16 protein-coding genes are annotated in these 22,664 nt (G+C 72.0%); 7 read left to right on the top strand and 9 right to left on the bottom strand.

The window, feature by feature from the left end; all coding sequences use genetic code 11:
• Positions 1 to 161: 161 nt before the first annotated feature.
• Together WMF28_RS16880 and WMF28_RS16875 are read right to left on the bottom strand one after the other, a co-directional pair.
• Positions 162 to 1,169 (bottom strand): anion permease, encoded by a 1,008-nt coding sequence (locus tag WMF28_RS16880; protein ID WP_437603268.1) that lies wholly within the window; start codon positions 1,167 to 1,169, stop codon positions 162 to 164.
• Positions 1,166 to 1,783 (bottom strand): DUF47 domain-containing protein, encoded by a 618-nt coding sequence (locus WMF28_RS16875; protein WP_437603267.1) that lies wholly within the window; start codon positions 1,781 to 1,783, stop codon positions 1,166 to 1,168. Before WMF28_RS16875 ends, WMF28_RS16880 begins: the two co-directional genes overlap by 4 nt.
• A 131-nt stretch (positions 1,784 to 1,914) precedes the next feature.
• On the opposite strand from WMF28_RS16875, the gene WMF28_RS16870 reads away from it, so the two are divergent.
• Positions 1,915 to 3,714 carry an ATP-binding protein gene (locus WMF28_RS16870; RefSeq protein ID WP_437603266.1) on the top strand — a complete coding sequence of 600 codons (1,800 nt, stop codon included), beginning with the start codon at positions 1,915 to 1,917 and terminating at the stop codon, positions 3,712 to 3,714.
• Between the two features lie 42 nt (positions 3,715 to 3,756).
• Here the strand turns inward: WMF28_RS16870 and WMF28_RS16865 are convergent, their stop codons facing one another.
• Positions 3,757 to 4,248 carry a hypothetical protein gene (locus WMF28_RS16865; protein ID WP_437603265.1) on the bottom strand — a complete coding sequence of 164 codons (492 nt, stop codon included), beginning with the start codon at positions 4,246 to 4,248 and terminating at the stop codon, positions 3,757 to 3,759.
• Positions 4,249 to 4,475: 227 nt separating this feature from the next.
• Positions 4,476 to 4,988, bottom strand: a complete 513-nt coding sequence (locus WMF28_RS16860; protein WP_437603264.1) for a peptidylprolyl isomerase — start codon at positions 4,986 to 4,988, stop codon at positions 4,476 to 4,478.
• A gap of 179 nt (positions 4,989 to 5,167) precedes the next feature.
• On the opposite strand from WMF28_RS16860, the gene WMF28_RS16855 reads away from it, so the two are divergent.
• On the top strand, positions 5,168 to 5,800 hold the full coding sequence (locus WMF28_RS16855) for a hypothetical protein (RefSeq protein WP_437603263.1): 633 nt from the start codon (positions 5,168 to 5,170) through the stop codon (positions 5,798 to 5,800).
• A gap of 401 nt (positions 5,801 to 6,201) precedes the next feature.
• Here the strand turns inward: WMF28_RS16855 and WMF28_RS16850 are convergent, their stop codons facing one another.
• Both WMF28_RS16850 and traA read right to left on the bottom strand, forming a co-directional pair.
• Positions 6,202 to 8,112 carry an OmpA family protein gene (locus tag WMF28_RS16850; protein WP_437603262.1) on the bottom strand — a complete coding sequence of 637 codons (1,911 nt, stop codon included), beginning with the start codon at positions 8,110 to 8,112 and terminating at the stop codon, positions 6,202 to 6,204.
• Positions 8,109 to 10,187, bottom strand: coding sequence for an outer membrane exchange protein TraA family protein (traA, locus tag WMF28_RS16845; protein ID WP_437603261.1), 2,079 nt, complete (start codon positions 10,185 to 10,187; stop codon positions 8,109 to 8,111). Before traA ends, WMF28_RS16850 begins: the two co-directional genes overlap by 4 nt.
• A gap of 402 nt (positions 10,188 to 10,589) precedes the next feature.
• Between traA and WMF28_RS16840 the strand changes: the two genes are divergently transcribed.
• From WMF28_RS16840 to WMF28_RS16830, 3 genes are all read left to right on the top strand, one after another.
• Positions 10,590 to 11,408, top strand: coding sequence for an SDR family NAD(P)-dependent oxidoreductase (locus WMF28_RS16840; RefSeq protein WP_437603260.1), 819 nt, complete (start codon positions 10,590 to 10,592; stop codon positions 11,406 to 11,408).
• Positions 11,409 to 11,492: 84 nt separating this feature from the next.
• Positions 11,493 to 13,169 (top strand): SBBP repeat-containing protein, encoded by a 1,677-nt coding sequence (locus WMF28_RS16835; RefSeq protein ID WP_437603259.1) that lies wholly within the window; start codon positions 11,493 to 11,495, stop codon positions 13,167 to 13,169.
• Positions 13,170 to 13,383: 214 nt separating this feature from the next.
• A complete protein-coding gene (locus tag WMF28_RS16830; protein ID WP_044965146.1) occupies positions 13,384 to 13,512 on the top strand; it encodes a hypothetical protein in 129 nt (42 codons plus the stop codon).
• Positions 13,513 to 13,530: 18 nt separating this feature from the next.
• Here the strand turns inward: WMF28_RS16830 and WMF28_RS16825 are convergent, their stop codons facing one another.
• Positions 13,531 to 17,826 (bottom strand): DNA topoisomerase 3, encoded by a 4,296-nt coding sequence (locus WMF28_RS16825; protein WP_437603258.1) that lies wholly within the window; start codon positions 17,824 to 17,826, stop codon positions 13,531 to 13,533.
• Positions 17,827 to 18,436: 610 nt separating this feature from the next.
• On the opposite strand from WMF28_RS16825, the gene WMF28_RS16820 reads away from it, so the two are divergent.
• Positions 18,437 to 19,465, top strand: a complete 1,029-nt coding sequence (locus tag WMF28_RS16820) for a pectate lyase (protein WP_437603257.1) — start codon at positions 18,437 to 18,439, stop codon at positions 19,463 to 19,465.
• Positions 19,466 to 19,487: 22 nt separating this feature from the next.
• Here WMF28_RS16820 and WMF28_RS16815 read toward each other — a convergent pair whose 3' ends face one another.
• Both WMF28_RS16815 and WMF28_RS16810 read right to left on the bottom strand, forming a co-directional pair.
• Positions 19,488 to 20,117, bottom strand: coding sequence for an HD domain-containing protein (locus tag WMF28_RS16815; protein ID WP_437604268.1), 630 nt, complete (start codon positions 20,115 to 20,117; stop codon positions 19,488 to 19,490).
• A 41-nt stretch (positions 20,118 to 20,158) separates the two neighbouring features.
• Positions 20,159 to 21,148: a diguanylate cyclase gene (locus tag WMF28_RS16810; protein ID WP_437603256.1), complete on the bottom strand. Its 990-nt coding sequence runs from the start codon at positions 21,146 to 21,148 to the stop codon at positions 20,159 to 20,161.
• Positions 21,149 to 21,256: 108 nt separating this feature from the next.
• Here WMF28_RS16810 and WMF28_RS16805 point away from each other — a divergent pair, with 108 nt between their 5' ends.
• A complete protein-coding gene (locus tag WMF28_RS16805) occupies positions 21,257 to 22,582 on the top strand; it encodes a sigma 54-interacting transcriptional regulator (RefSeq protein ID WP_437603255.1) in 1,326 nt (441 codons plus the stop codon).
• The last annotated feature ends 82 nt before the right edge of the window (positions 22,583 to 22,664 follow it).

Raw genomic sequence — 22,664 nt, 5'->3', positions numbered from 1 at the left:
TGATGATTTTCTTCCCGCCTTCCCGCCTTCATGTTCAATGACCCCACCACCCTGAGCTGGCACGGCTTAGCCGCGCCAGCTCAGGCGACCGCGGGTCGTGCTCACATCGCCGGCCGCCACGCGCGCGGCGAAGGCGCGCGGCGTGGCGCTCGGCCGGGCGGTCAGGGCTCGCCGCTGATCATGCGCGCGATGGTGTAGACGGTCGCGGAGAGGATGGCCGAGGCGGGGATCGTGAAGATCCAGGCCCAGACGATGCGGCCGGCGACGCCCCAGCGGACGGTGGAGAGGCGCCCGCTCGTGGCGCCGACCCCGACGATCGCGCCCGTGATCGTGTGGGTCGTGCTCACGGGGATGCCGAGCGCCGTGGCGCTGAACAGCGTCGCCGCGCCGGCCGTCTCGGCCGCGAAGCCGCCCACCGGCTTCAGCTTCGTGATCTTCATGCCCATCGTCCTCACGATGCGCCAGCCGCCGGAGAGCGTGCCGAGGCCCATCGCGGCGTGGCAGACGAGCACGACCCAGAGCATCGGCTTCGGATCGTCGCCGCCCTGCTGGATGCCGGTGGAGATGAGGAGCGCCGTGATGATGCCCATCGTCTTCTGGGCGTCGTTGCCGCCATGCCCGAGCGAGTAGGCGGCGGCGGAGACCAGCTGCAGCCGGCGGAAGCGGGACCCCACCTTGCCGGGCGTCCAGCCCCGCGCGAGCACCCGGATGGCGTGCATGAGCGCGAAGCCGATGATCGCGCCGAGCAGCGGCGACACAAGGATGAACGCCGCCGTCTTGCCGAAGACCGTCGCGTCGAGCACCGACAGCCGCTCCGCGCTCTTCACCGCGGCCCCCGCGAAGCCGCCCATGAGCGCGTGCGACGACGACGACGGCAGCCCCCACCACCACGTGAGCAGGTTCCAGATGATCGCGCCGAGCAGGCCGCCCAGGATGACGTTCGGGGTGATGAACGCCGGCTCGACGCCCTTCGCGATGTTGCGCGCGACCGTGGGCTCGAACAGGGCGAACGCGATGAAGTTGAAGCTGGCCGCCCAGATCACCGCGGTGCGGGGCGACAGGACGCGCGTCGAGACGATCGTCGCGATCGAGTTGGCGGCGTCGTGAAAGCCGTTGATGTAATCAAACACCAGCGCGATCACGAGGATGGCGAGGATATAGGTCGTCATGCGTGCTCGAGCACGATGCCCTCGATGATGTTCGCGACGTCCTCACAGCGGTCGGTCGCGCTCTCCAGGAGGTCGTAGATGTCGCGCCACTTCATCACGAGGAGCGGGTCGTTCCCCTTCTTGAAGAGCGCCGCCAGCGCCGTGCGATAGTGCCCGTCGGCCGTGTTCTCGAGCTTGTTGATCTCGACGCAGAGCTCGAGGAGGTGCGGCTGCCGCTTCAGGTCCCGGAGCGACTGGACCGCCGAGCTCGTGACCGTGCACGAGTCGACGACCGCCTGCGCGAGCTGCCGCGCCTCCGGCAGCGTGTCGCCGACCTCGAAGAGCACGAGCCGCATGCTCGCCGCGTCGATGCAGTCGAGCACGTCGTCGAGCCTCGTGATGAGCGCGTGGATCTCCTCGCGATCGAGCGGGGTGATCCAGGTCTGGTGGAGGGCGGCCAGACATCCGTGGGTGATCCTGTCGCCTTCGTCCTCGAGGTCGGAGATGCGCTTCGCCAGCGTCGGTGCGTCGGCGGGCCGGTCGAGCATCTCCAGGAGGAGCTCGCTCGCCGCGACGCTCCGCTGCGCGTGGTTGGCCAGCGCGTCAAAGAAGACGGCATCACGGGTCAGTCCCATGCAGCGGGGCGTTTACCCGTCTCCGCGCATCACGTCAACGAGTCGTCACGGAGCAGACAAAACCAGGTAACATCATCCTATTCGCCCCGTCGCGCACGTGGCGCGCGCCGGGCGCTCGGCACGCGGGTGACATGGGTATTCGGAGCAAGCTCATCGCGTTCGCCGTGGGGATCGCGGTCCTCGCGGCGGTGGTGTTCGACGGCTACGTCGTGAAGACGCTCGGCGCGGAGCTCGGGGAGCACACGGAGGCCGATCTGGCCGCGCGGACGGCGCTCGTCACCGAGAGCGCCGCGAGGGCGGTCGACCTCGCGGCCGAGGCGCCCGCGCTCGCGGAGGCGCTGTCGGCGAGCGCGGGGGCGCGCGTCACGTTCATCGATCCGAGCGGCGCGGTGCGGGGCGACTCGTCGGTCGCGCCGGAGCGGCTCGGCGAGCTCGAGGCCCACGCGACGCGCGACGAGGTCGCCGACGCGCGGCACCACGGCGCAGGGCGCAGCGAGCGCGTGAGCAAGACGACGCGGATGCGGATGCTCTACGCGGCGCGGCGGCTCGACCGGCCGGACGGGCCGTGGGTCGTGCGGCTCGCGTTCGAGCCGATCGCGATCGATCGCAGCCTGTCCGCCGCCCACACGCGCGTCGTGGAGGGCACGATCCTCGCCCTCGTGCTCGCCGTGGGCGCGGCGCTCGTCGGGGCGCGCGCGCTCTCCGGGCGGCTCGTCTACCTGACGGGCATCGCGCGGGAGATGCGCGCCGACCTGAGCCGGCGCGCGCGCGTGCAGGGGCGCGACGAGATCGCCGCGCTCGGCGGCGCGCTGGACGACCTCGCCGAGAGCCTGGAGCGCTCGCGGCGCGAGCTCGGGGGCGAGGGCGAGCGGTTCGGCGCGGTGCTCGAGTCGATGCGCGAGGGCGTGCTCGTCACGGACGAGCGGGGCGACATCACGCTGGTCAACCCGTCGCTCTCGCAGCTGCTCGGCATCCGCGGCGACCCGGTCGGGCGCCCGCCGATCGAGGTGCTCCGCTCCGCGAGCCTGCACGAGCTCATCGAGGAGGTCTCGCTCGCGCGCGCGGCGGCGACGCGCGAGATCCAGATCGCGCCCGCGGCGCCGGGCGCGGCGGGCCCGCCGGGGCGCCGGATATTCCTCGTGAACGCGGCGCCGCTCGCGCTGCCGGCGCAGGGCCGCGGCGCGGCGGGGGTCGTCGCCGTCTTCTTCGACGTGACGGAGCTGCGGCGCATCGAGGGGCTGCAGCGCAACTTCATCGCCAACGCGTCGCACGAGCTGCGCACGCCGGTCGCGTCGATCCGCGCGAGCAGCGAGACGCTGCTCGGCGGCGCGCTGGACGACGCGGGGGCCGCGCGGGATTTCGTGGAGGTGATCGAGCGGAACGCGGCCCGGCTGCACCGGCTCGTGAACGATCTGCTCGACCTGTCGCGCATCGAGGGCCGCGAGCGGCCGCTGTCGCCGGGCACGCTCGATCTCGCGGTGCAGGCCGAGGCGGCGGTGGCGCTCCTGCGCGGGCGCGCCCTGGAGAAGCGGAGCGAGGTGATCGTCGAGGTCGCGCCGGACACGCTCGTCGCGGCGGATTCGCGCGCGCTGGATCAGGTCCTGACGAACCTCGTCGACAACGCGATCCACCACACGCCGGAGGGCTCGCGCGTGGAGGTGCGCGCGAGGTCCGTGAACGGGCGCGTCATCCTGGAGGTCGAGGACGACGGCCCGGGCATCGCCGCGGTGCACCAGGGTCGCGTCTTCGAGCGGTTCTACCGCGTGGATCCGGGGCGCTCCCGCGCCTCGGGCGGCAGCGGGCTCGGCCTGTCGATCGCGAAGCACCTCGTCGAGGCGATGAGCGGCGACATCACGGTGGCGACCGGCGACGCGGGCGGCGCGCTCTTCCGGGTGACGTTGCCGAGCGCGGCGGACGGCGCCCAGAGGTAGCCCGGGCGCCGCGCTGCCGGCCTCGCGCGGCGGGGCGGGCGCTCACGGCGCGCAGGCGGTGCGGCAGTCGTCGAACGACTTCTGGCACGCCGCCGGATCGGCGATCTTCGGCAGGCCGCCGTCCGCGGGGAACTGCGGCGTGAGGCAGGTCTGGAGGATCGACTGGCACTTTGTGGCGCACGCCGCGAGCTTGCCCGAGAGCGCCCCCGCGTCGGGCGTGGCGCTCGCGCCCGCGTCCTTCGGCGCGCCGCCGTCGCCGCCCTCCAGAGGCGCGCCCGCGTCCGCCTTGGCGCCCGGCGCGGCGGGCTGCGCCGGGGGGGCCTTCGCGGTCGCCGGGGGCGCGATCGGGGTCGGCGTCGCGGCGGGCACGGTCCCGGTCGCCGCTGGCAGCGGCGCCGTCGCGGTCGGCGCGGGGACGTCGGTCGGCGCGGGGGCCACCTCCTCGAGGTCGTCGCTCGACTTGCATGCCGCGATCAGCAGCGCTGGCGAGGCGATCATCACGGCGATGGCAACGACGAGCTTGTGGGCGCGCATGGGTGCTTCATGCTGCGCCTCCGCCGAGAAGGCAACCCTCGCGCGAGGCGCGCGAGGTGCTGGGCCGCGCGCGCGGCGCTCCGATCGACGTGCGGGATCTGGAAGGCGCCCCGGGCCGGCGTGGGATTCACCCCGTCGGCCGGCAGGCGCCAGAGGTAGCGTGTCGCGGCGCGATATCGAGGCGCGCGCAAAGGGGTTTCGACAGGGCCCAGCGCTCGGCAGGAGGGCTATTCGGTCCTGAAGATCACGTGGAATCCATGGCGGGTCTCCACGACGTCGCTGAGCTGATGGAGGTCGAGATCGAACGCGGCGTCGCCGAAGGGCGGCAGGACATCGGCGCGCTCCACGGTGCCGAGCGAACCGCCCCGCGACGCAGCGCCCGCCTCCTCGCTGTACTCCGCCACCACCTCGTCGAGGTCGGCGCCGCCGCGGATCTTGTCGCGCGCCTCCATCGCGCGCAGGCATGCCTCCTCGCGCGTGCGCGTCGCGCCCTCGGCGCGGTCGGCGCCGGCGTAGCGGACGAGGACGTGCTTCACGCCGATGCGCGACGGCTCGTCGGCGCGGGCTTGCCGCTTCGCGTTGGCGGCCGCGAGGCATGCGGCGGCGCTCGGGGCGCTCGCCTCGGCGGGGGCGGCCTCGCCCGGAGCGGCGCCCGGAGCGACCTGGGGCGCGCCGCACGCGGCGGCGAGCGCCGCGCCGAGAAAAAGGGCGAGAGGAGAGCGTCTTTCGGGCGGGCGCATCGTCCGCGAGCATAGCCAGGCGTTCACGAGATCGGAACATGGGGCGTGTACGCGGCGACCCGCCGGGGGTCTACCTGCCAGGGGGCGCTTGCTGCCAGGGGGCGGCGGTCCTGCGGATCGGCAAGGGTCGTGATGCGCGGGGTTTGCATCGCCCGTCGCATCGCTGGTAAGAAGGCATCATGCAGCGCCTCCTCCTCTCGGCGGCACTGGGTGCCGCGCTGATCGCCGGTTGCAGCACCCCCTTTCGGGACAAACGCACGCCTTCCGGCGAGTTCTGCAGCGACATGCACGTGGTGCCGGCAGGTCAGCTGCCCGATCGCGAGTACCATCGCCTTCAGCCCATCGCGAGCGATCCCGAGGCCCGGACGGAGGCGGAGCGCCTCGAGTCGCTCCGCAAGGCCGCGTGCGGCGTCGGCGGCGATGCGGTCATCGAGGCGGTCAACGAGGAGATCCGCACCGAGGACGGCCGTTATGCCAGCGTCGCGAGCGGGACCGCGGTGATCTGGGTCCGGCGCACGGACGGCGAGGCGAAGCCGCTGACGTTCCATCCGGCGACGAAGCCCGCCGAGCCGGCGGCGCCTGCCGAGCCGGAGGCGCCGCCCCCGGATCAGGCTGCGCCTCCCTCGGACGAGCCGTACGAGGACGCCCCTGCGCCTGCGGCCCCGGCTCCTCCGGGCAAGCCAGGTGCGAAGCCCTCGTCGCCGGCCGCCGCCGCGGCCTCGTCGGCCAAGCCTTCCTCGCTCACCCCGCCCTCATCGCCCACCCCGCCCTCGTCGGCCAAGCCCTCGTTGCCGGCCGCGCCGAAGAAGTAACGCGACACGGCGCTGCAAGGCCGCTGCGGCTCGGCGCTCGATCTGCCCTGTCCTCCGCGAGACGCGCGGAGGGTGGTAGGCCGCGCGTCTCGCGTGGACAGGGCTCCGATCCGAACAGCCCCATCGACCTCTGCGACCTTACAGAGGCAGTGTTCTTCGCCGGTGTAGACAAGGTAGCTGGAGAACAGCCCCGTCGACACCCGTAGGCCCACGGGGACCGTGTTCCTCGCGCGGCGCGGGGAGGGCCGATGTCCGAGCCCAATTGACAACGCTCCTCCGGCGTAGCTGGAGGAGCGTTGTTTCAGGCGAGTCCGGCGGAGCCCCCGCGCCGCGCGAGGAACACGGTCCCCGTCGGCCGGGCAATCTGGCGCGCTCGCCCCCCTGGGTCGACGCTCTCCTGGCTAGCGAGCCCCCGGAGCGGGCGCGGTGCCTCTCGGCGGCGCCGCCGGCGGCTGGCTCGACGAGGAGGGCGCCGGCGGCGCGGGGCTTCCGGATCGCGGCAGCACGCCCGATTTGCTCGGGAGCCCCCCCGCCTCGCCGCGGTTGGGCAGCGGCCCTGCGCCGCCGGGCACCCCGCCTGCCGGCGGAAGCGCGGAGCCGCCGCTCGGCAGCACGTTCGACTTGAGGACCCCCTGGCCAGGCAGCGTCCCCTGGGTCGGCAGCGTGCCCTGCGTCTTCTGCGGCAGCAGCCCGCCCGACGGCAAGATCTGCTCGCTCCCCTCGGGCGAGCCGGTGAGCGGCTTCGGCCCCGCGTTGCCGTAGCGCAGGATGCGGAAGACCACGCGCCGGTTCTTCGACGTCATGAACTGGCAGTCCGGCGTCAGCTGGTCGTCGGGCCCGACGCAGCCGGCGTCGTCGTAGATCGGCTGCGTGTGCCCGTAGCCGACCGCCTGGAGCCGCGAAGGATCGACGCCCTTCGCGATCAGGTACGCCATGACGCTCGCCACGCGGCGCTGCGACAGGGCCATGTTGTACACGTCGGTCGCGCGCACGTCGGTGTGGCCCTCGATCCGCACCTCGCGGATGTCCGGGTTGTCGACCAGCACCTGCGCGACCGCCTCGAGGGTCGGGTTCGAGTCCTCGAGGATGATGTCCCTGTCGGTCGCGAAGTGGACCTGCTCGGTGATCACGATCTCGTCGCCCTTGATGAAGGCGAGCGGGCAGCCGTTCTTGCCGTGCGGGCCGGCGGGCTTGTCGGGGCACTGGTCGTCGCGATCGAAGATGCCGTCGCCGTCGGTGTCCAGGTCCGGACAGCCGAAGTTCTCGGGGCTCCCCGGCACGTCGGGGCAGCGGTCGGCCGCGCCGATGAGGCCGTCGCGATCCGGATCGTCGTTGTCGCGCTGCTGCAGGCGGTTGATCTCCTCCTGCTCCTGGGACGTCTTCGGCTGCCACGTGATGACGTTGAAGAAGCGGATCGCGGGCGCGCCGAAGCCGCACGCCGCGCCGAAGCTCCCGCCGAAGGTGATCGTGATGCCGTGCTTTGTCTGCCAGCGCAGGCCGAGGAGCGCCTCGGCGGGGATCTGCCCGGGGTCGTCGGGGTAGCTCGAGAGCGACGGGTAGCCGTACACCTCGCCGATGACCGACAGGCCCCAGCGCTGCACCACGTACTGCTCGGCCGCCACGCCGAACTGCGCCATGTCGCCGACGCGCACGCCCGCGAACTGGTTGTCGGGCCGCAGCCAGATGCCGGCGTTCGCGGCGAGGAGCAGCCCGAAGTTGAACCTGTAGTCGGCGATGAGCGTCGCGCCGCCGCTCAGCGCGCCGTCGCTGGCGAACGCGTTCTGGTCGCCCGTGGGGAAGTTGAGGTTGCCCGAGATCGCCATCCCGAACCCCTCCTTGACCTGCTCCTTCCGGTTCAGGTACGGGAGCGAGATCTTCGTGGAGAGGCGGAGATCGCCGACGGTGGTGCTCTTGACCGACCCCTCGGTGCCGAACCGGCGCATGTTGCCGCCCTCCTGGAAGAGGATGAGCGGCATGGCCATCGTGACGTCGAACACGTCGAAGAAGCCGATGCCCGCGAGCAAGGCGAGCTCGAGGCGCCCGGTGATGGCGTTGACGGCCTTGTTCGTGTCGTCGCCCGCGAGGAAGAGCACGAGCGGGTCGGCCGCGATGTCGCTGTAGAGGCCGATGGTCGGGGACAGGTTGCCGATGACCTCGGACTTCTGGACCATCACGAGGTCGCGCGGGGCGGCCGCCGGTCGGAAGACCTGGGCGTCGAAGCGCCCCTCCTCGGCGAGCGCGGGGCGCTCGGTGACCGTGGCGGCGAGCGCGAGGGCCGCGGAGAGCGCGAGGAGGTGCGGACGCTTTTTCACGAGGCACCTCGGCCGTACCGCCGGCGCTGGCGTTCGAGCAACGCGAGCATCGCCAGGGCGATGATCCCGAACGGCCGCGGATCGGCGTTCCTGTCGCCGACGACCGAGACGCTGCAGATCTCGGCGAGGGTGCCGCCGCACGCGACGTTGTCCGGCATCGGGCCGAGCGCGCACTCCTTGGCGTCGGCCTCGTCGGTCCAGCGGCAGTGCTCGTTGCCGAGGCAGTCCAGGTTCGATTTGCAGGAGATGTCGCAGGTGTTCGTCGAGAGGTCGCAGGTGTTGCCGCAGGGACACTGGGTGTCGGCGTAGCACTCGACGCACGCCTGGCCGTCGCAGTAGGGGGTGTCCTCGGCGCAGGTCGCCATGCACCCGGGGTCGCACTCGTGGGTCTCGGGGTTGCACGTCGTGCCGGCGCACTGCTCGTCCGAGGTGCAGCGCACGCAGGCGGCGGTCTCGGGGAAAGCGCCCATGCAGAACGGCGTGTCGCCGCCGCAGCTCTCGCAGCGCATCCCGCAGCGCCGGTCCTTGACGCACGTCTTGCACTCGCCGCTCAGGCAGTACTGCCCCTCGGCGCAGTCCATGTCGTTGCGGCACGCGGCGCACGCCGTCCCGACGGGCCCGGGGAGGCAGAACGGCACCGGGGGCGTCTCCGGGTCATTCGGATCCTCGGGGCGCATGCAGTCGACGCACCCTTCGCCGCAGCAGTTCGGCTGCGCGTTCGTCGGGATCTCGTCGACGCAGTGGCCCGTCGGGGTGTGGCACTTCTTGCCGTCGGGGCACTCCGCGTCGACGAGGCACTCGACGCACATCGCGACGCCGCCCGGCTCGACCGCGGCGCAGTTCATCTGCGTGCCGTTGATCCCGTTAGGGCAGCAGTTGCAGGAGTTGCCCGCGCACTGGTCGGCCGTGTCGCACGGGACGCAGGTGTGCTCGACGCAGATCTCGCCGCGCGCGCAGTCCGGGTCCTCCTCGCACTCGTACTCCTCCTTGCACTCGTGCGTCTCGGGGTCGCAGACGAAGCCCTCGCGGCAGTCGGCGGCGGTGCGGCACTCGGCGCACTGGCGGCTCCCGTTGAAATCGATGCAGAACGGCGTGTCGTTCAGGCAGCGCGAGCACGACTCGCCGCAGTGGAGCGCCGTGTCGCACGGGGCGCAGAGGGCGGCCTCGTTGCAGTAGTAGCTCCCAGGGCAGCCGTTGTTGTTGGGCTGGCCGACGAACCTGCGCTCGCACTGCTGGCACTGATCGAGATCGGGGAACGACGGGGAGCCGGCCAGCGTCTGGAAGAACTGCGTCGGCCGGAAGAGGGTGAAGCCGTTCTCGCTCAGCTTCTCGACGGGCGGCGTCTCCGCGGCGCGGTGGAAGTCCTCGAACTCACCGACGAGATAGGACATCTCGAGCGCCGCGTGCTCGGCGATCTCCGCGTAGAGGATCTCGAGCGGATACAGGCCTGGCCTGCCGAAGGTGACGGTGTTCGTGAGGCGCCAGACCGGCAGGCCGAGCTCCGGCGGCCGGAGCAGGACCACCTTCTCGCTCGTGACGCCATCGTAGAACGCGAGGCTCACGGCATCGTCGGCGTACAGGCCGAAATGGACCGGCTTGCCGGCGAGTTCCTCCGTGACGGCCAGGAACCCGCGAAGACGGGAGCCAAAGACGATGCTCGTACGGTCAAGGCGATCGTCCCACGGGAAGCTGCAGCCGCCGATCCCGCAATCCGGCGATGTCCGCCTGAAGTCGCCATAACTCCGCGGCTCGTTATTGTCGCCGGCTGCGTCATTGTTGTTGCTCAGATCCAGGAGCGTCCGAATGACGTACTCGAGGCGATCTTCCTTGCGTCCGTCGATAAGTGCGTTGGTCTGTCCGATGAAATCCGGCAGGAAGGTCGCAATCGGCGGTTCGTCCGGGATGACCGACGCGGCGCAGAGACCGGTGCCCTCGGCCTCCGGCAGCTCCTCGAAGGCGGGCGCAGAAACGACGACCGGCTGCGCGTGCGCGGGCAACGGCAACAGCGCACACAGGGCGGCCGTGGCCAGCGCGACGCCTCGAATGCGCACGGCTCGCTCGCGGGTCCTCAGCATCGCTCGCGGGTCCTCAGCACCCGAAGTTGGAAGCACGCTTCCCAGGCTAGCCGCTGCGCCTCGCGTTCTGCAAGAGGAAGGCGGAGAAACGCCCGCTCCGATGTAGGGGACCGTCCTCTCTCCCCCGATGCTCTGATGCTCCCTGCACGTGGGACGGCTGGCGAACCGCGCGATCGATCGACCGCGCCGCGCGGGACGGCACGGGTTGTTGTGACGAGAACACCACGAGATCGACGTGCCGCTCCAATTCAGGGGCCGGTGCCGCATGACGCACACGCTGCGTCCTCACGGTCGTGCCGCGGTGCGGCGAGCCGTGCGGCGGCGAGCACAGTGGCGGGGCCGTGCGCCAGGGCCAACGGCTCGCTCGCGATCCAGGGCGGCGCGGCGTAAAGGATGGCGACCATGACCACGACCTCGGGCCTCGCCATCGTCACAGGCGCCTCGTCCGGCATCGGCGCGGAGCTCGCGCGGCAGCTCTCGGCGCGCGGGCAGCCGGTGCTCGCCATCGGCCGGCGGGCGCACCGCCTGGAGGAGCTCGCCGAGCGGGCGCGCACCGCCGGGCACGCGCCCATCTACCCACTGGAGCTGGACGTCACCACCGAGTGCGCGGCGCTCCGCGTGCGGGATCGGGCGCGCGAGCTGGGCGGGGCAGCCTGGCTGATCAACAACGCCGGCACGACGCGGTTCGGGCCCTTTCTGGAAGGCGATCCCGCCGCGCAAGCCATGCTGGTGCGGCTCAACTGCGAGAGCGTCGTCGCGCTGTGCGCGGCGATCGTCCCCGATCTCGTGGCGCGCGGCGGTGGGCGCGTGCTCAACGTCGCGTCGCTCGCCGCGTTTCAGCCGACCCCGGGGCATGCGGTCTACGGAGCGACAAAGGCGTTCGTGCTCTCGTTTTCCGAGAGCCTGTCCGTGGAGCTCGATGGGACCGGCGTCACCGTGACGGCCCTGTGCCCGGGGCCGGTGACCACGGAGATCTTCGACGCGGGCGCGCCCGGCGTGCCGCGCAAGAAGCCGCCGTTCGAGATCTCCGCCGAGGAATGCGCCGCGTACGGGATCGCGGCGGCCGCTCGGGGTGACGTGGTCGCCGTCCCGACCGCGCTGAGCAAGGCCACGGCCCAGCTCGCCCGCGTCCTCCCTCGCGCGGCGATACGCCGGCTCTCATCGCGAATAGGGCTCTCGTTCCTCGGCTATGGCGCGCCGCCGCGACACAGCCGAGACTAGGACAAAAGCTCGCTCGATGCCCCGGGGCGCTCGCTCCGAGAACACGGCGCCGGCGGCTCGGCGGCTGTGATAGCCTCCGTTCCGGTGTCCGCGCAACCGCTTCCGCGGCAGCTCGCAAAAGCGCAGAACATCATGCAAGCACGAGCGTACGTCCTTGGTTCCGTCGTCAGCCTGACCCTGTGCGCCAGCGGGTGCGCGGCGCTGCTCGGCCTCGACGAGTTCGCCGATCAGTCGCCGGGCGGCACGGGCGCTGGCGGTGCGGGAGGCGCCGGCGGTGCTGGGGGTGAAGGTGAGCCCATACCCTGCACGCCGGACACGTCGGAAGCGTGCTACGGCGGCCCGCCGGTCACCAGGAACGAGGGGATGTGCCGGGAAGGGAGGCGCACCTGCAGCGCCGACGGGACCTGGGGCGTCTGCGAGGGAGAGATCCTGCCAGCGGTGGAGCGCTGCGACGCGGCGGACGATGAGAACTGTGACGGCCTGGAGTGCGTCGTCTGGACGACCGCGTACGAGCAGACGGAAGACGTCCACCTCATGGACATCGCGAGTGATGCCGATGGCAACATGTTCGTCAGCGGCGCCTTCTTGGGCACCATTGCGATCGGCGACAATACACTCTCTTCAGCCAGCGTCACCGATGTGCTGCTCCTCAAGCTGAACCCGGCCGGAGAGCCCCTGTGGGCCAAGAAATTCGGTGACTACTTCCCGGACAAGCCGTCGGCTCTCACCGTCGACTCCAAGGGCAACCCGATTCTGGGCGGTAACAGCGATAGCGGCATCGACTTCGGCGATGGGCCGCTCCCGGCGGGTCCATTCATCGCGAAGCTCGATCCATCGGGCAAGCCCATCTGGCGCAAGGGCCCGGAGGGCAGCGGGATCACTGCCGTCGCGACCGACGCAAACGATAGCCTGATCGTGGCGGGAAGTTTCGATAGGCCGATCGACCTCGGCGGTGGGCCGATCCAGTCCGACGGCGATTCGGACATCTTCGTGGCGAAGCTCGACGGTGCCACAGGCCTCGTGACCGCGCCGGGCTGCTGGGCGCGCAGCTTCGGCAGCCCAGGGGCGTCAGTGTACGCTTCCGCTGTCGCGGTCGACCGTTCGAATAATATCTTCATCGCCGGCTCGACGCCCGGACCCGCTAAGCTCGGTGGGGTTACGATCGACAAAGGCAGCTTCGTCATGAAGCTGACGCCGTCCGGAGTACCGGACTGGGTCAGGACGATGCGCACGTTCGGGCCGCTCCCGGGAAGCGTCGACGTGAAGGGTATCGCGGTAGATCCCTCGGGAAGGCCTGTGTTGGCCGGGTATCACAACGGCGACCTGCAGATAGGCTCACACACGATGACGTCGGTCGACGACGAAGTCTTCGTGGTGCAGTTCGAGGCCGACGGCACAGTGGGATGGGTACGGACCCTTGGCGGCACGGATGATCAGTGGGCCAGCGACGTCGCGCTGGACCCCTTCGGCAATATCGTCGTCGTTGGACGCGCCGACAAAGAGATCGACTTCGGCAACGGCCCACTCGCTCTTGCGGACGACTCCGGCTTCGTTGTGAAGCTCAGCCCGGATGCGGAGGTCGTATGGCATCGCATCCTGGGCAAGGACGCCTTTCCCTACGCCGTCGCCAGCTCGCCGGCCGGCGAGACGCTCGTTACGGGCTGGACGCGAGCACCGGATGCCGACTGGGGCGCGGGCCCTCTTCCCGGCGCTGAAGATGACGGCCACCAGCGCCTCGTCATCGCCAAGCTCGGCCGATAGACCCCCCGTCGATCCGGCTTGCCTGGGCTCAGCGAGGCTCTGGCAGCCACGAGCCTGCAGTGTAGCGAAACGCCCCACTGTGGCGCGCGCGCCGACGCCCCCGCCGTCAAGCGAGCGGGCGTATCGGCTTCCAGGCCGAAAGTCCGACCCTTCACGATGGCACCCACGTTGCTTCGCTCGTCGAGCACCCCGACACGGGGCCGGAGGTCCATCGATGAGCAAGATTCTGCGTGGGATTGCGGCGGGCTATGGCGCGAAGAAGCTCGGGGGCGGGTGCTTCAGCACCCTCCTCATCTTCGTCCTGCTCTGGTGGGCGCTCGGCCACTTCGGCATCTTCCGCTGAGCGCCGCCCGCGCGCCGCTCAGCTCGGCCGGCCCTTCTTCCGCTGCGCCTTCTTGGCGAAGAACGCCCTCCGCGCGTCCGACGACTTCGCGCTCTGCCGCTTCTTCACCTTCGGCGGGAGCTTCGCGAGCGGGACATCGTTGACGCCGCGCGGCTCGCCGAGGCGGCCGCGCGGCGTCAACGACGCGCGCTGGTAGGCGATGCGCTCGCCCGCCTTCTCGAACGAGTCGTCGCGCACCTCGACGAGGCCCGCGCGCACGAGGCCGCCGAGGAGGTGCTCGAAGTCGCGCCGCGCGAGCGATCCGCCGGCGAACGACTCGCGGTAGAGCCGGCCCGTCGGCTGCTCGCCGTCGCGCAGCGCCGCGAGGATCTTCGCGATCGCCTGCGCCTCGTCGCGGCTCGGCGCCCGGAACTCCCGCGCCGCGCACGCGGCCGGCGCGCAGGCGTCGCAGAGGCCGCAGGGCTCGCCGGTGTCCTCCTGGTCGCCGAAATGGCGGACCAGGTGGAGCATGCGGCAGCCGTGGCTCTCGGTGAACCGCGCCATCTGCACGAGCTCGGCGAGCTTGTGGCGCCGCTGCGCCTCGTAAGGCCCGCGCCACCCCGGCTCACCCAGAGCCACGCCCCCGTCCACATCCACGCGCGCGCCGCCGTGGACCCAGAGCTTCTCCAGGGCCTTGTCCGCGACCTCGGCGTCCATGTCGAGATCGCCCAAGACCGCCTCCCGCGGGCGCGGCTCCGCGGAGAGGGTCCCCTCGAGCCGCTGCAAGATGGCCGGATCGGGGTAGTCGCGCTCGTGGAAGAACTCGTGCATTCGCCGGTCGACATACGAGTGCATCAGCACGGCCCGCGACGGGAGCCCATCGCGGCCGGCGCGGCCGATCTCCTGGTAATAGCCCTCCAGGCTCCCGGGCAGCCCGGCGTGGATGACCGTGCGGACATCGGGCTTGTCGATGCCCATGCCGAACGCGACCGTGGCGACGATGACCTCGGTGCTGCCGTCGAGGAACGCTGTCTGGATCCGGTCGCGCACCGGGGCGGCGAGGCCCGCGTGGTACGCCTCGGCCGGGAGGTCCTCCGCGAGGCCGGCGGCGAGCGCCTCGGCGTCCTTCCGGGTCGGCGCATAGACGATCGCGGGCGTCCGGCCCTCCTGCCCGAGCAGCGCGCGCACCCGGGCGGGGCGCTCTCCCGGGCTGACCTCGAGGATCTCGATACCCAGGTTGCTCCGCCGGAAGCCGTGAATGAAGCGCGCCGCGGACGTGAGCCCGAGCTGCTCGACGATATCGTCCTGCACGACCGGCGTGGCTGTCGCGGTGAGCGCGATGACCGGCGCTGGACGGAGCGCCGGGAGCCGCTGGCCCAGCATGCGGTAGTCAGGGCGGAAGTCGTGGCCCCACTTGGAGATGCAATGGGCCTCGTCGACGGCGACGAGCACGGGCTTTCTGCGGGCGAGCAGCTCGGGGAAGCCGGGCACGCGGAGCCGCTCGGGGGCGATGAACAGGAAGTCGAGCGCGCCGTCCAGGTAATCGATACAGACCTTCCGGGACTCTGCCCGACTCCGGCCGGAGTGGATCCGCTCGGCGGCAAACCCGTACGCCCGGAGCTTCGTGGCCTGATCCTCCATGAGGGCGATGAGCGGGCTCACGACGAGCGTCGTGCCGCCGCGGGCGATCCCGGGGAGCTGGTAGCAGAGCGATTTGCCGGCGCCGGTGGGCATGACGAGGAGCACGTCGCTCCCCGCGGCCGCCGTCCGGCAGACGGCCTCCTGGTAGCGGCGGAACGCGCGAAAGCCGAAGCACTGCTGGAGCAGCTCGAGGAGATCCGCCGGCCGGCGCGCCGGCGACGGCGCGGCGAGCACGGCGCGCGGCGAAGGAGATGCGACGGCCGCCACGCGCGCCGCGGAAGGCGCGCCGGCCGCCGCGCGCGCCGGAGCCGACGCCACGGCCGCCGCGCGCGCCGGAGCCGACGCCACGGCCGCCGCGCGCGCCGGAGTCGACGCCACGACCGCCGCGCGCGCCGGAGTCGACGCCACGGCCGCCACGCGCGCCGGAGTCGACGCCACGGCCGCCGCGCGCGCCGGCGCCCGAGCCGGCATCGGTGCAACGGCCGCCGCCGCGGCCGTCTGAAGGACGCCGCGCGACGCGGTGCCCGCCGCGCTCACCGCGCTGCCACCTGGAGCGCGGCGGGGCGTCGCGCTCGGCGCCTCGCGGTCTCGACGGGCATCCGGCGCCGCGGGCGCAGCGCCGCGGCCGCCCCCGAGGGCCCGCGGCGCACCGCGCTCCGGAAACGGAGACACCCGCTCTTCCAGCCGAGGCGCATCGCCCCCTGCCGGGCGCCGCCCGGCGCTCACCTCCTCCACCACATGGCGCACGTACGATTCGATGCCCACCATGAACGAGGGCAGATCGCCGCCGCCCCGGGCCATGCGGGCGAGCTTCGCCTCCCAGGCGCCCGTCATCGCGGGGCTCTTCACGTCCGCGTGGACGACCTCGATCAGCCCGACGCCCTTGTCGGTCGCGTGCAACAGCTTGCCCTGGCGCACGATGTACTCGCGCCGGAGGAGCGTCTCGATGATCGCAGCCCGCGTGGCCGGGGTGCCGAGGCCCGAGTCCTTCATCGCCTCGGAGAGCTCCTTCTCGTCGAGGCTGCTGCCCGCGGTCTCCATCGCGGTGAGCAGCGTGGCCTCGGTGAAGCGCGGAGGCGGGCGCGTCTTCTTTGACTGCGCCTGCGCGTCGAGCACGAGCTGCACCTGCCCCCGCGCGAGGCCCGGCGGGAGCCGCTGATCCGCGGTCTCGCGCTCGCCTTCCCCCTCGCCCCCTTCGCGCTCCTCGTGTCCCTCGCCGCTCGATTCCGCCTTCCTGCGCGGCCTCGCCGGCTGCTTGCCAAAGCCGATGTCGAGCACCTTCCACCCGACCTTCTCCACGACGCTGCCCGCGCTGTGGTAGCGGTCCACGATCGGCGCGCCGGCGCCTTCGCCCCGGGCGCGCGTGGTGATCGCGGTGATGACCGTGGTGATCGAGGTGACGTGATCCTCGTGCCACGCCGAGAGCAGGCGCCGGCAGATGAGATCGAAGATCTTCTGCTCGTCCGACGAGAGCTCCGCGCGCGAGGACCGTGCGCCCGTGGGGATGATGGCGTGGTGATCGCCGACCTTGCCGTCGTCGACGAAGCGCTTGCCGAGCGGCCGGGTCCCCGTCCCCGGGGCGAGCATACCCCTGTACGAGCCCTCGATCGCCTGCACCGCGGCGCCGAGCGTGGCGGCGATCTCCGTCGAGAGGTGCCGGCTGTCGGTGCGCGGATAGCTGATGAGCTTCCTGCGCTCGTACAGGGCCTGGGCCACCTCGAGCGTCTTCTGCGCGGAGAAGCCGTAAAGGCGATTGGCGTGCCGCTGGAGCTCGGTCAGGTCGTAGAGCAGCGGCGGCGGGAGGCGGCGAGACTCGGACCTCACCGCGTCGATGCGCGCCTCGCCGCGCCGGGCCCGCTCGACGATGCGAAGCGCCTCCTCGCCGTCCGGCGGCAGGCGCCTCCGCGACGGCGCGGTCTCGCCCTTCTCGTCGCTTCCCGCGGGGCCCGGCGGCTCGCCGGGGAGCGGTTTGTCGCGGAAATACGTGCCCTTGTAGGACGCCTCCGCCGCGCCCGCGCCGTCCTCCCGGAGCGGGCAGAAGGTCGCGACGACCTCGAGGTACGGCTCCGGGACGAACCGCCGGATCGCGAGCTCGCGCTCGACGACCATGGACAGCGTGGGCGTCTGCACGCGGCCGACCGAGAGATCCTGGTCGAAGACGAGGCTGTAGGCGCGCGAGAGGTTCATGCCGACGAGCCAGTCCGCCCGGCTGCGCCCGCGCGCGGCGTCGGCGAGGCCATCGTAGCTGCGCGCGTCGCGCAGCCGCCGGAGCCCGTCGCGGATGGCGTCGTGGGTGAGCGACGAGATCCAGAGCCGCTCGACCGGCTTCTTGCAGCCGGCCGCCTCGTAGAGGTAGCGGAAGATGAGCTCGCCCTCGCGGCCCGCGTCGGTCGCGCAGACGACGCGCTCGACGTCGCGCCGGCCCAGGATCTTGCGGACGATCTCGAACTGCGCCCGCGTCCCGGGGAGGACGACGAGCGGAAACTGCGCGGGCAGCATCGGCAGGAGGTCGAGGCGCCAGCGCTTCCAGGCGGGGTCGATCTGGTGCGGCTCGGCGATGGCGACGAGGTGCCCCACCGCCCACGTGACGAGATAGCCGCCGCCCTCGAGGAAGCCCTCGGCGCGCCGCGAGGCCCCGAGCACCGCGGCGATGTCGCGGGCGACGGCGGGCTTCTCTGCGACCACGGCGATCATGCGGCAACCATGCGACGACCGGGGGCGACGGGCATCGCCGCGCCTCCCGCGGGGCGTTGATAGCGCGTGCCGCGCTCGGGCGGTATGGAGAAGCGCGCCGACGGCGAGGCCCGCGCTCCGGCGGCCATGCGCCGCGCCGGGCGATCACGGGCCGGACCGGGCGGTCGCGAGCGGCGCCGGGCTCGGGCAGCGCCGCGCTCCCCGGCGCGACGATCGGGAGAGAGGCCGATGAGGGGCTGTTCACGAGGCGCCAGAGGAGCTCCCTCGGATAGCTGCTGATCAACGTGCGGTTGACAGGCGGTGCATCGCAGCCGTCAAGTACGTCAACCGGTGGTTGACGGCGCGGTGCCGGTGTCCACCTCGCGTTGACACGTCGACCGCAGCACACGTCCGCGCGGCGGCTCGACGCTCCTCCGTGCGGCATGGATCGCCGCTTGCATTCACCTCGACGCAGAGGCCGGCTGAACGACGTGAAGCGTGGGTTCGCGGTCGCCCCTCGACGGGGTTGCGTCGAGGAAGCGACGGCGCCGGCCTGCGTCGTGCAGGCGCGTCCGGACCGCGGGTCGTCCATCGTGAATCCAGAACGAGAGGTAGCGAGATGAGATTCGGAATGAAGTCAGCTTTCACTTTGCTGCTCGTGCTCGGCGCCGCCGGCGCCTCCCTGCTCGGCTGTTCGGACGACGCGGCGACGCCGGACGACGGCGAGGGGGGCAGCAGCTCGAGCAGCAGCGCCGTCGCGACCAGCGGGAGCGCGAGCGGCACCGGCGGCGGCAGCTCGAGCAGCACGACCGCGAGCAGCACGACCGCGAGCAGCACGAGCAGCACGGCCGCGAGCAGCACGAGCAGCGGCACCGGCGGCGCGGGCGGCGAGGAGCCGCTCGGCGACGAGATCCCGACGGAGATCCCGACGCCCACGAACGGCGCCGGCGAGATCAGGACCTCGACGACGGTGCTGAAGAACGCCGCGCACGGCGGGCAGGACGTCTACGACTTCAACAACCAGAAGATCGGCGTGAACAACACCGCCGACTGCGACGACGGGGAGGGCCAGAAGACGGTGTTCGAGGTCGAGGACGGCGTCACCGTGAAGAACCTCATCATCGCGGGCGGCCTCCCCGGCGGCAACGGCATCGTCTGCAAGGGCGACTGCACGCTCGATCACGTCTACTGGGAGGACGTCTGCGAGGACGCGGCGACCAACAGCGCGGACGGCGCGACGATGCGCATCAACAGCTCGATCGCCCTGCACTCCGCCGACAAGATCTTCCAGCACAACGCCAAGGGCGGCTCCACGACCATCGTCACGAACTCGTACATCGCCGACTTCGGGAAGCTCTGGCGCTCCTGCGGCGATTGCACCGCCAACGGCGGCCCGCGCCACCTGGTCATCGACAACGTCCGCGTGGACCGCGTCAGGACGACGGTCGCGGGAGCGAACCAGAACTACCGGGACACGGTCACGATCACGAACCTCTACGTCAAGGGGGGATACGACGAGGGCGACGACAAGCCGAAGATCTGCCAGGAGTACCGGGCCGTCACCGACCACATGGGCGAGTCGGAGAAGCTCCATGGCGGCGCGAGCCAGTGGAACACCGCCACGTGCCGCGTGAGCAAGAGCGACATCAAGAGCTGGTGAGGGCCGAGCCCGCTCCGCCTCGCTACGATCCCGCCCCGAGCTTCCGACGCAGGTTGTCGCACGCGCGCGCCTCGAGGCGCTCCCGGAAATACGGCGAGAGGAAGAGGTGCTCCGCCGCGAGCAGCCTCTCGAAGAAGCTCCGCCGGCCCGCGGCGTAGAGCTCGGGCGGAACGGCGCTGTACTCCGCGGCGATCGCCTGGTCGTACGCGTCGAACGCCGCCGCGTCGCTGCCCAGGATCGCCATATCGCAGTCGAGGAACAGCGCCTCGTCCTCGCCGACGTCGGCCGGCCCGAGCGATCCGTGGCGCGCGGTGAGCAGGATGAGCCGCGCGATGAGGTCCTCGTCGAGCCCCTCGCCCGGCAGCCACCGCGCCACGGCGTCGCGCGCCAGCTCGGCGCTGCGCGCCTCGTTGTCGCGGCGGCCGGGCGCGTACACGGCGTCGTGGAAGAGCGCGGCCAGGAACACCTCGCGCGGCCTCCCCCAGCCGACGTCGCGGCCGACCTCGTCCACCCGGCGGAGCACCTCGCGCACGTGGTCGAGGTCGTGGTACGCGCGCCCGGGCTCACCGTACGCCGCGCGCACCGCGCTCCACAGCGCCTCGGGCAGGACCAGCCCGTCCGGCGCCTCCGGCGGCCCGCCCCCCGCATCCACGTCGGCGCGCGCCTCGCCCGCCCCGGAAGCGCCGTCCGGCCTCACACGAGCACCAGGTCCTCGGGGCGGAACCGCTCCCCGTCGTACGTCGCGATGCGCCCCTTCTCGACGACCTTCGCGTGGTTCTTGGCCAGGTTGGCGCGCCCCTGGATCTCGCGATCCGTCAGGAAGCAGTCGACGTCGGCGACGCACAGCCCGGCGGAGATCGTCGGCGGCCGCTCGACGCGGCGGTAGCGGCGGCGGGCGAGCCGCTCCTGCAGCGCGCGCAGGAAGTCCATCGCCCACGCGCGCGTCGCGTTCGGCAGCGTGATCATGTACTCGTCGCCGCCGAACCGGTACGCGTGCCCGTGCGCGAAGACGTGCGCCTCGATGCTCTCCATCAAGGGCGGGAGCACGTGAAGATCGACCGCGGTCTCGGAGTGCTGCACGTTGAACGCCTTGAAGTCGTCGATGTCGATGAACGCCACGGCGATCGCGGCGCCGCGCAGCGCGCAGCGCGCCCGGTAGTGCGACAGATCCGGCAGGAAGAGCCCGGGCGCCTCGAGGATGTGGAACTTCTCGTCGTACTCGCGCGGCCGCAGCGGCGGCGCCTCCGGCAGCACGGCCTCGGCGTGTCGGATCGACATGTAGTCCGTCAGCTGCGGCACCTGGAGCGCGCGCGTGGCGGCGAACCACGGCGCGGCCATCAGCTGCTCCAGCCCGTGGACCTCGCGCCTGAGGTGCCGGATCGTGTCGGCGTTCACGGCCTTCTGCAGCGGCTCCTCGATCGCCGTGGCGCTCTCGCGCCGGAGGCGTATCAGGATGCGCTTGAGCAGCGGGCCCTGCGTGTCGTGGATCTGCACCTGCGGCTGGCGCAGCTCGAGTTGCCGGCCGAGGAGGCTCAGCTGTCCGACGAGCTCCGTCACCTCCGGCGGCTCGTAGCCGCGGAACTCCTGCCGGATCACGTCCGCGACGTCGCGGCGGAACGCGTCCGTGAAGCGGGCGACGCACTGGGACAGGGTCTTGGCCTCCGACGGCGTGAACTCGGGCATCCCACGAGGATAGCCCGGCAGCGGAGCCGTCCAGCGCCCGGGACGCACCGCGCGCTGGAAATTCACGCTGAATTCGGAGATGCTGCCCTCCCCCTCCCCGCCCGCGCGATGCACGACCTCACCCGGACGATCACGACCCTCCGCAGCGACGCGGTCGAGCTCCCGGACCTGCGCGTCGTCGTCACCCCCCAGAAGAGCCCCCCGATCGAGGCCACCCTCGGCGTCGCGCCGCTCGTCCTCGGCACGAGCGGCGAGTGCGATGTCGTCATCCCCGACGCACGCGTGTCGCGCCGCCATGGCCAGCTCCGGTTCACGCCGCGCGGCGTCGTCCTCACCGACCTCGGCAGCAAGAACGGCACGTACATCAACGACGTCCTGATCATCGAGGGCTTCCTCACCCCGAGCGGCGTCGCCTCCCTGGGCGGCGTTCCCCTCACCGTGCGCGTGGGCGGCGCCCCGGTCGTCGTGCCGCTCTCCACCTCGGCCAGCTTCGGCGAGGCGCTCGGCAGCAGCGTCCCCATGCGCGCGCTCTTCGCCCGCCTGGAGCGCGCCGCGGCCACGTCCGAGACCCTCCTCCTCCTCGGCGAGTCGGGCACCGGCAAGGAGGTCCTCGCCCGCGCGATCCACGAGGCGAGCCCGCGCAGCGGCGGGCCGTTCGTCGTGTTCGACTGCAGCGCCGTCGCCCCCAGCCTCATCGAGGCCGAGCTGTTCGGCTACATGAAGGGCGCCTTCACGGGCGCCCAGACCGCGCGCGCCGGCCTGCTCGAGGAGGCGAGCGGCGGCACGCTCTTCCTCGACGAGATCGGCGAGCTCCCGCTCGATCTCCAGCCGAAGCTCCTGCGCGCCCTCGAGGCCCGCCAGGTGCGCCGCGTCGGCGCCGCCGCGTACACGTCCTTCGACGCCCGCGTCATCGCCGCCACGCACCGCGATCTCCAGGGCCGCATCGCGTCGGGCACGTTCCGCGAGGACCTCTATTACCGGCTCGCCGTCGTCGAGTCCGTCGTGCCCCCGCTGCGCGAGCGCAAGGAGGACATCCCGCTGCTCGTCGAGCGCTTCCTCGCGGCGCAGGTGCCCCCGCGCTCGCTCGCCGACCTGCCGCCGAACGCGCTGGAGCTGCTCCGCGGGCACCACTGGCCCGGCAACGTGCGCGAGCTCCGCAACACGGTCGCGCGCCTGGTGCTCTTCCCGCACCTCGCCGAGGAGGCGATCGTCAAGGTGGCGCCGCGGCCCGCCGACATGGGCGTCGGTCAGCTCGCCGCGCTGCCGCTCCGCGAGGCGCGCGACATGGTCGTCGAGCAGTTCGAGCGGACCTTCATCGCCATGAAGCTCCGGGAGAGCGGCGGCAACGTCGCGCGGGCCGCCGCGTCGATGGGCGTCTCCCGGCAGCTCGTCCACCGGCTGATGGAGCGCTACGGCATCCGCAGCAAGGGCTGACGGGCGGCGGGGCGTCGCGCGCGATCGGCCCTCGGCCCCTCGCCGAGCTGGTTCGCGGCGCGACGTCCCGGAGCGAAACACC

It is taken from the genome of Sorangium sp. So ce590 (genome assembly GCF_051521365.1).
Lineage (GTDB): Bacteria > Myxococcota_A > Polyangia > Polyangiales > Polyangiaceae > Sorangium.
The sequence above is the reverse complement of the archived record's forward strand: the minus strand, read 5'-3'. Positions and strand labels throughout refer to the sequence as shown.

What these genes read in the sequence shown, in the direction of transcription:
- WMF28_RS16880 (WP_437603268.1), bottom strand. Translation starts at nt 1,169, where the DNA reads ATGACGACCTATATCCTCGCCATCCTCGTGATCGCGCTGGTGTTTGAT.
- WMF28_RS16875 (WP_437603267.1), bottom strand. Translation starts at nt 1,783, where the DNA reads ATGGGACTGACCCGTGATGCCGTCTTCTTTGACGCGCTGGCCAACCAC.
- WMF28_RS16870 (WP_437603266.1), top strand. Translation starts at nt 1,915, where the DNA reads ATGGGTATTCGGAGCAAGCTCATCGCGTTCGCCGTGGGGATCGCGGTC.
- WMF28_RS16865 (WP_437603265.1), bottom strand. Translation starts at nt 4,248, where the DNA reads ATGCGCGCCCACAAGCTCGTCGTTGCCATCGCCGTGATGATCGCCTCG.
- WMF28_RS16860 (WP_437603264.1), bottom strand. Translation starts at nt 4,988, where the DNA reads ATGCGCCCGCCCGAAAGACGCTCTCCTCTCGCCCTTTTTCTCGGCGCG.
- WMF28_RS16855 (WP_437603263.1), top strand. Translation starts at nt 5,168, where the DNA reads ATGCAGCGCCTCCTCCTCTCGGCGGCACTGGGTGCCGCGCTGATCGCC.
- traA (WP_437603261.1), bottom strand. Translation starts at nt 10,187, where the DNA reads ATGCTGAGGACCCGCGAGCGAGCCGTGCGCATTCGAGGCGTCGCGCTG.
- WMF28_RS16840 (WP_437603260.1), top strand. Translation starts at nt 10,590, where the DNA reads ATGACCACGACCTCGGGCCTCGCCATCGTCACAGGCGCCTCGTCCGGC.
- WMF28_RS16830 (WP_044965146.1), top strand. Translation starts at nt 13,384, where the DNA reads ATGAGCAAGATTCTGCGTGGGATTGCGGCGGGCTATGGCGCGAAGAAG.
- WMF28_RS16825 (WP_437603258.1), bottom strand. Translation starts at nt 17,826, where the DNA reads ATGATCGCCGTGGTCGCAGAGAAGCCCGCCGTCGCCCGCGACATCGCC.
- WMF28_RS16820 (WP_437603257.1), top strand. Translation starts at nt 18,437, where the DNA reads ATGAAGTCAGCTTTCACTTTGCTGCTCGTGCTCGGCGCCGCCGGCGCC.
- WMF28_RS16810 (WP_437603256.1), bottom strand. Translation starts at nt 21,148, where the DNA reads ATGCCCGAGTTCACGCCGTCGGAGGCCAAGACCCTGTCCCAGTGCGTC.
- WMF28_RS16805 (WP_437603255.1), top strand. Translation starts at nt 21,257, where the DNA reads ATGCACGACCTCACCCGGACGATCACGACCCTCCGCAGCGACGCGGTC.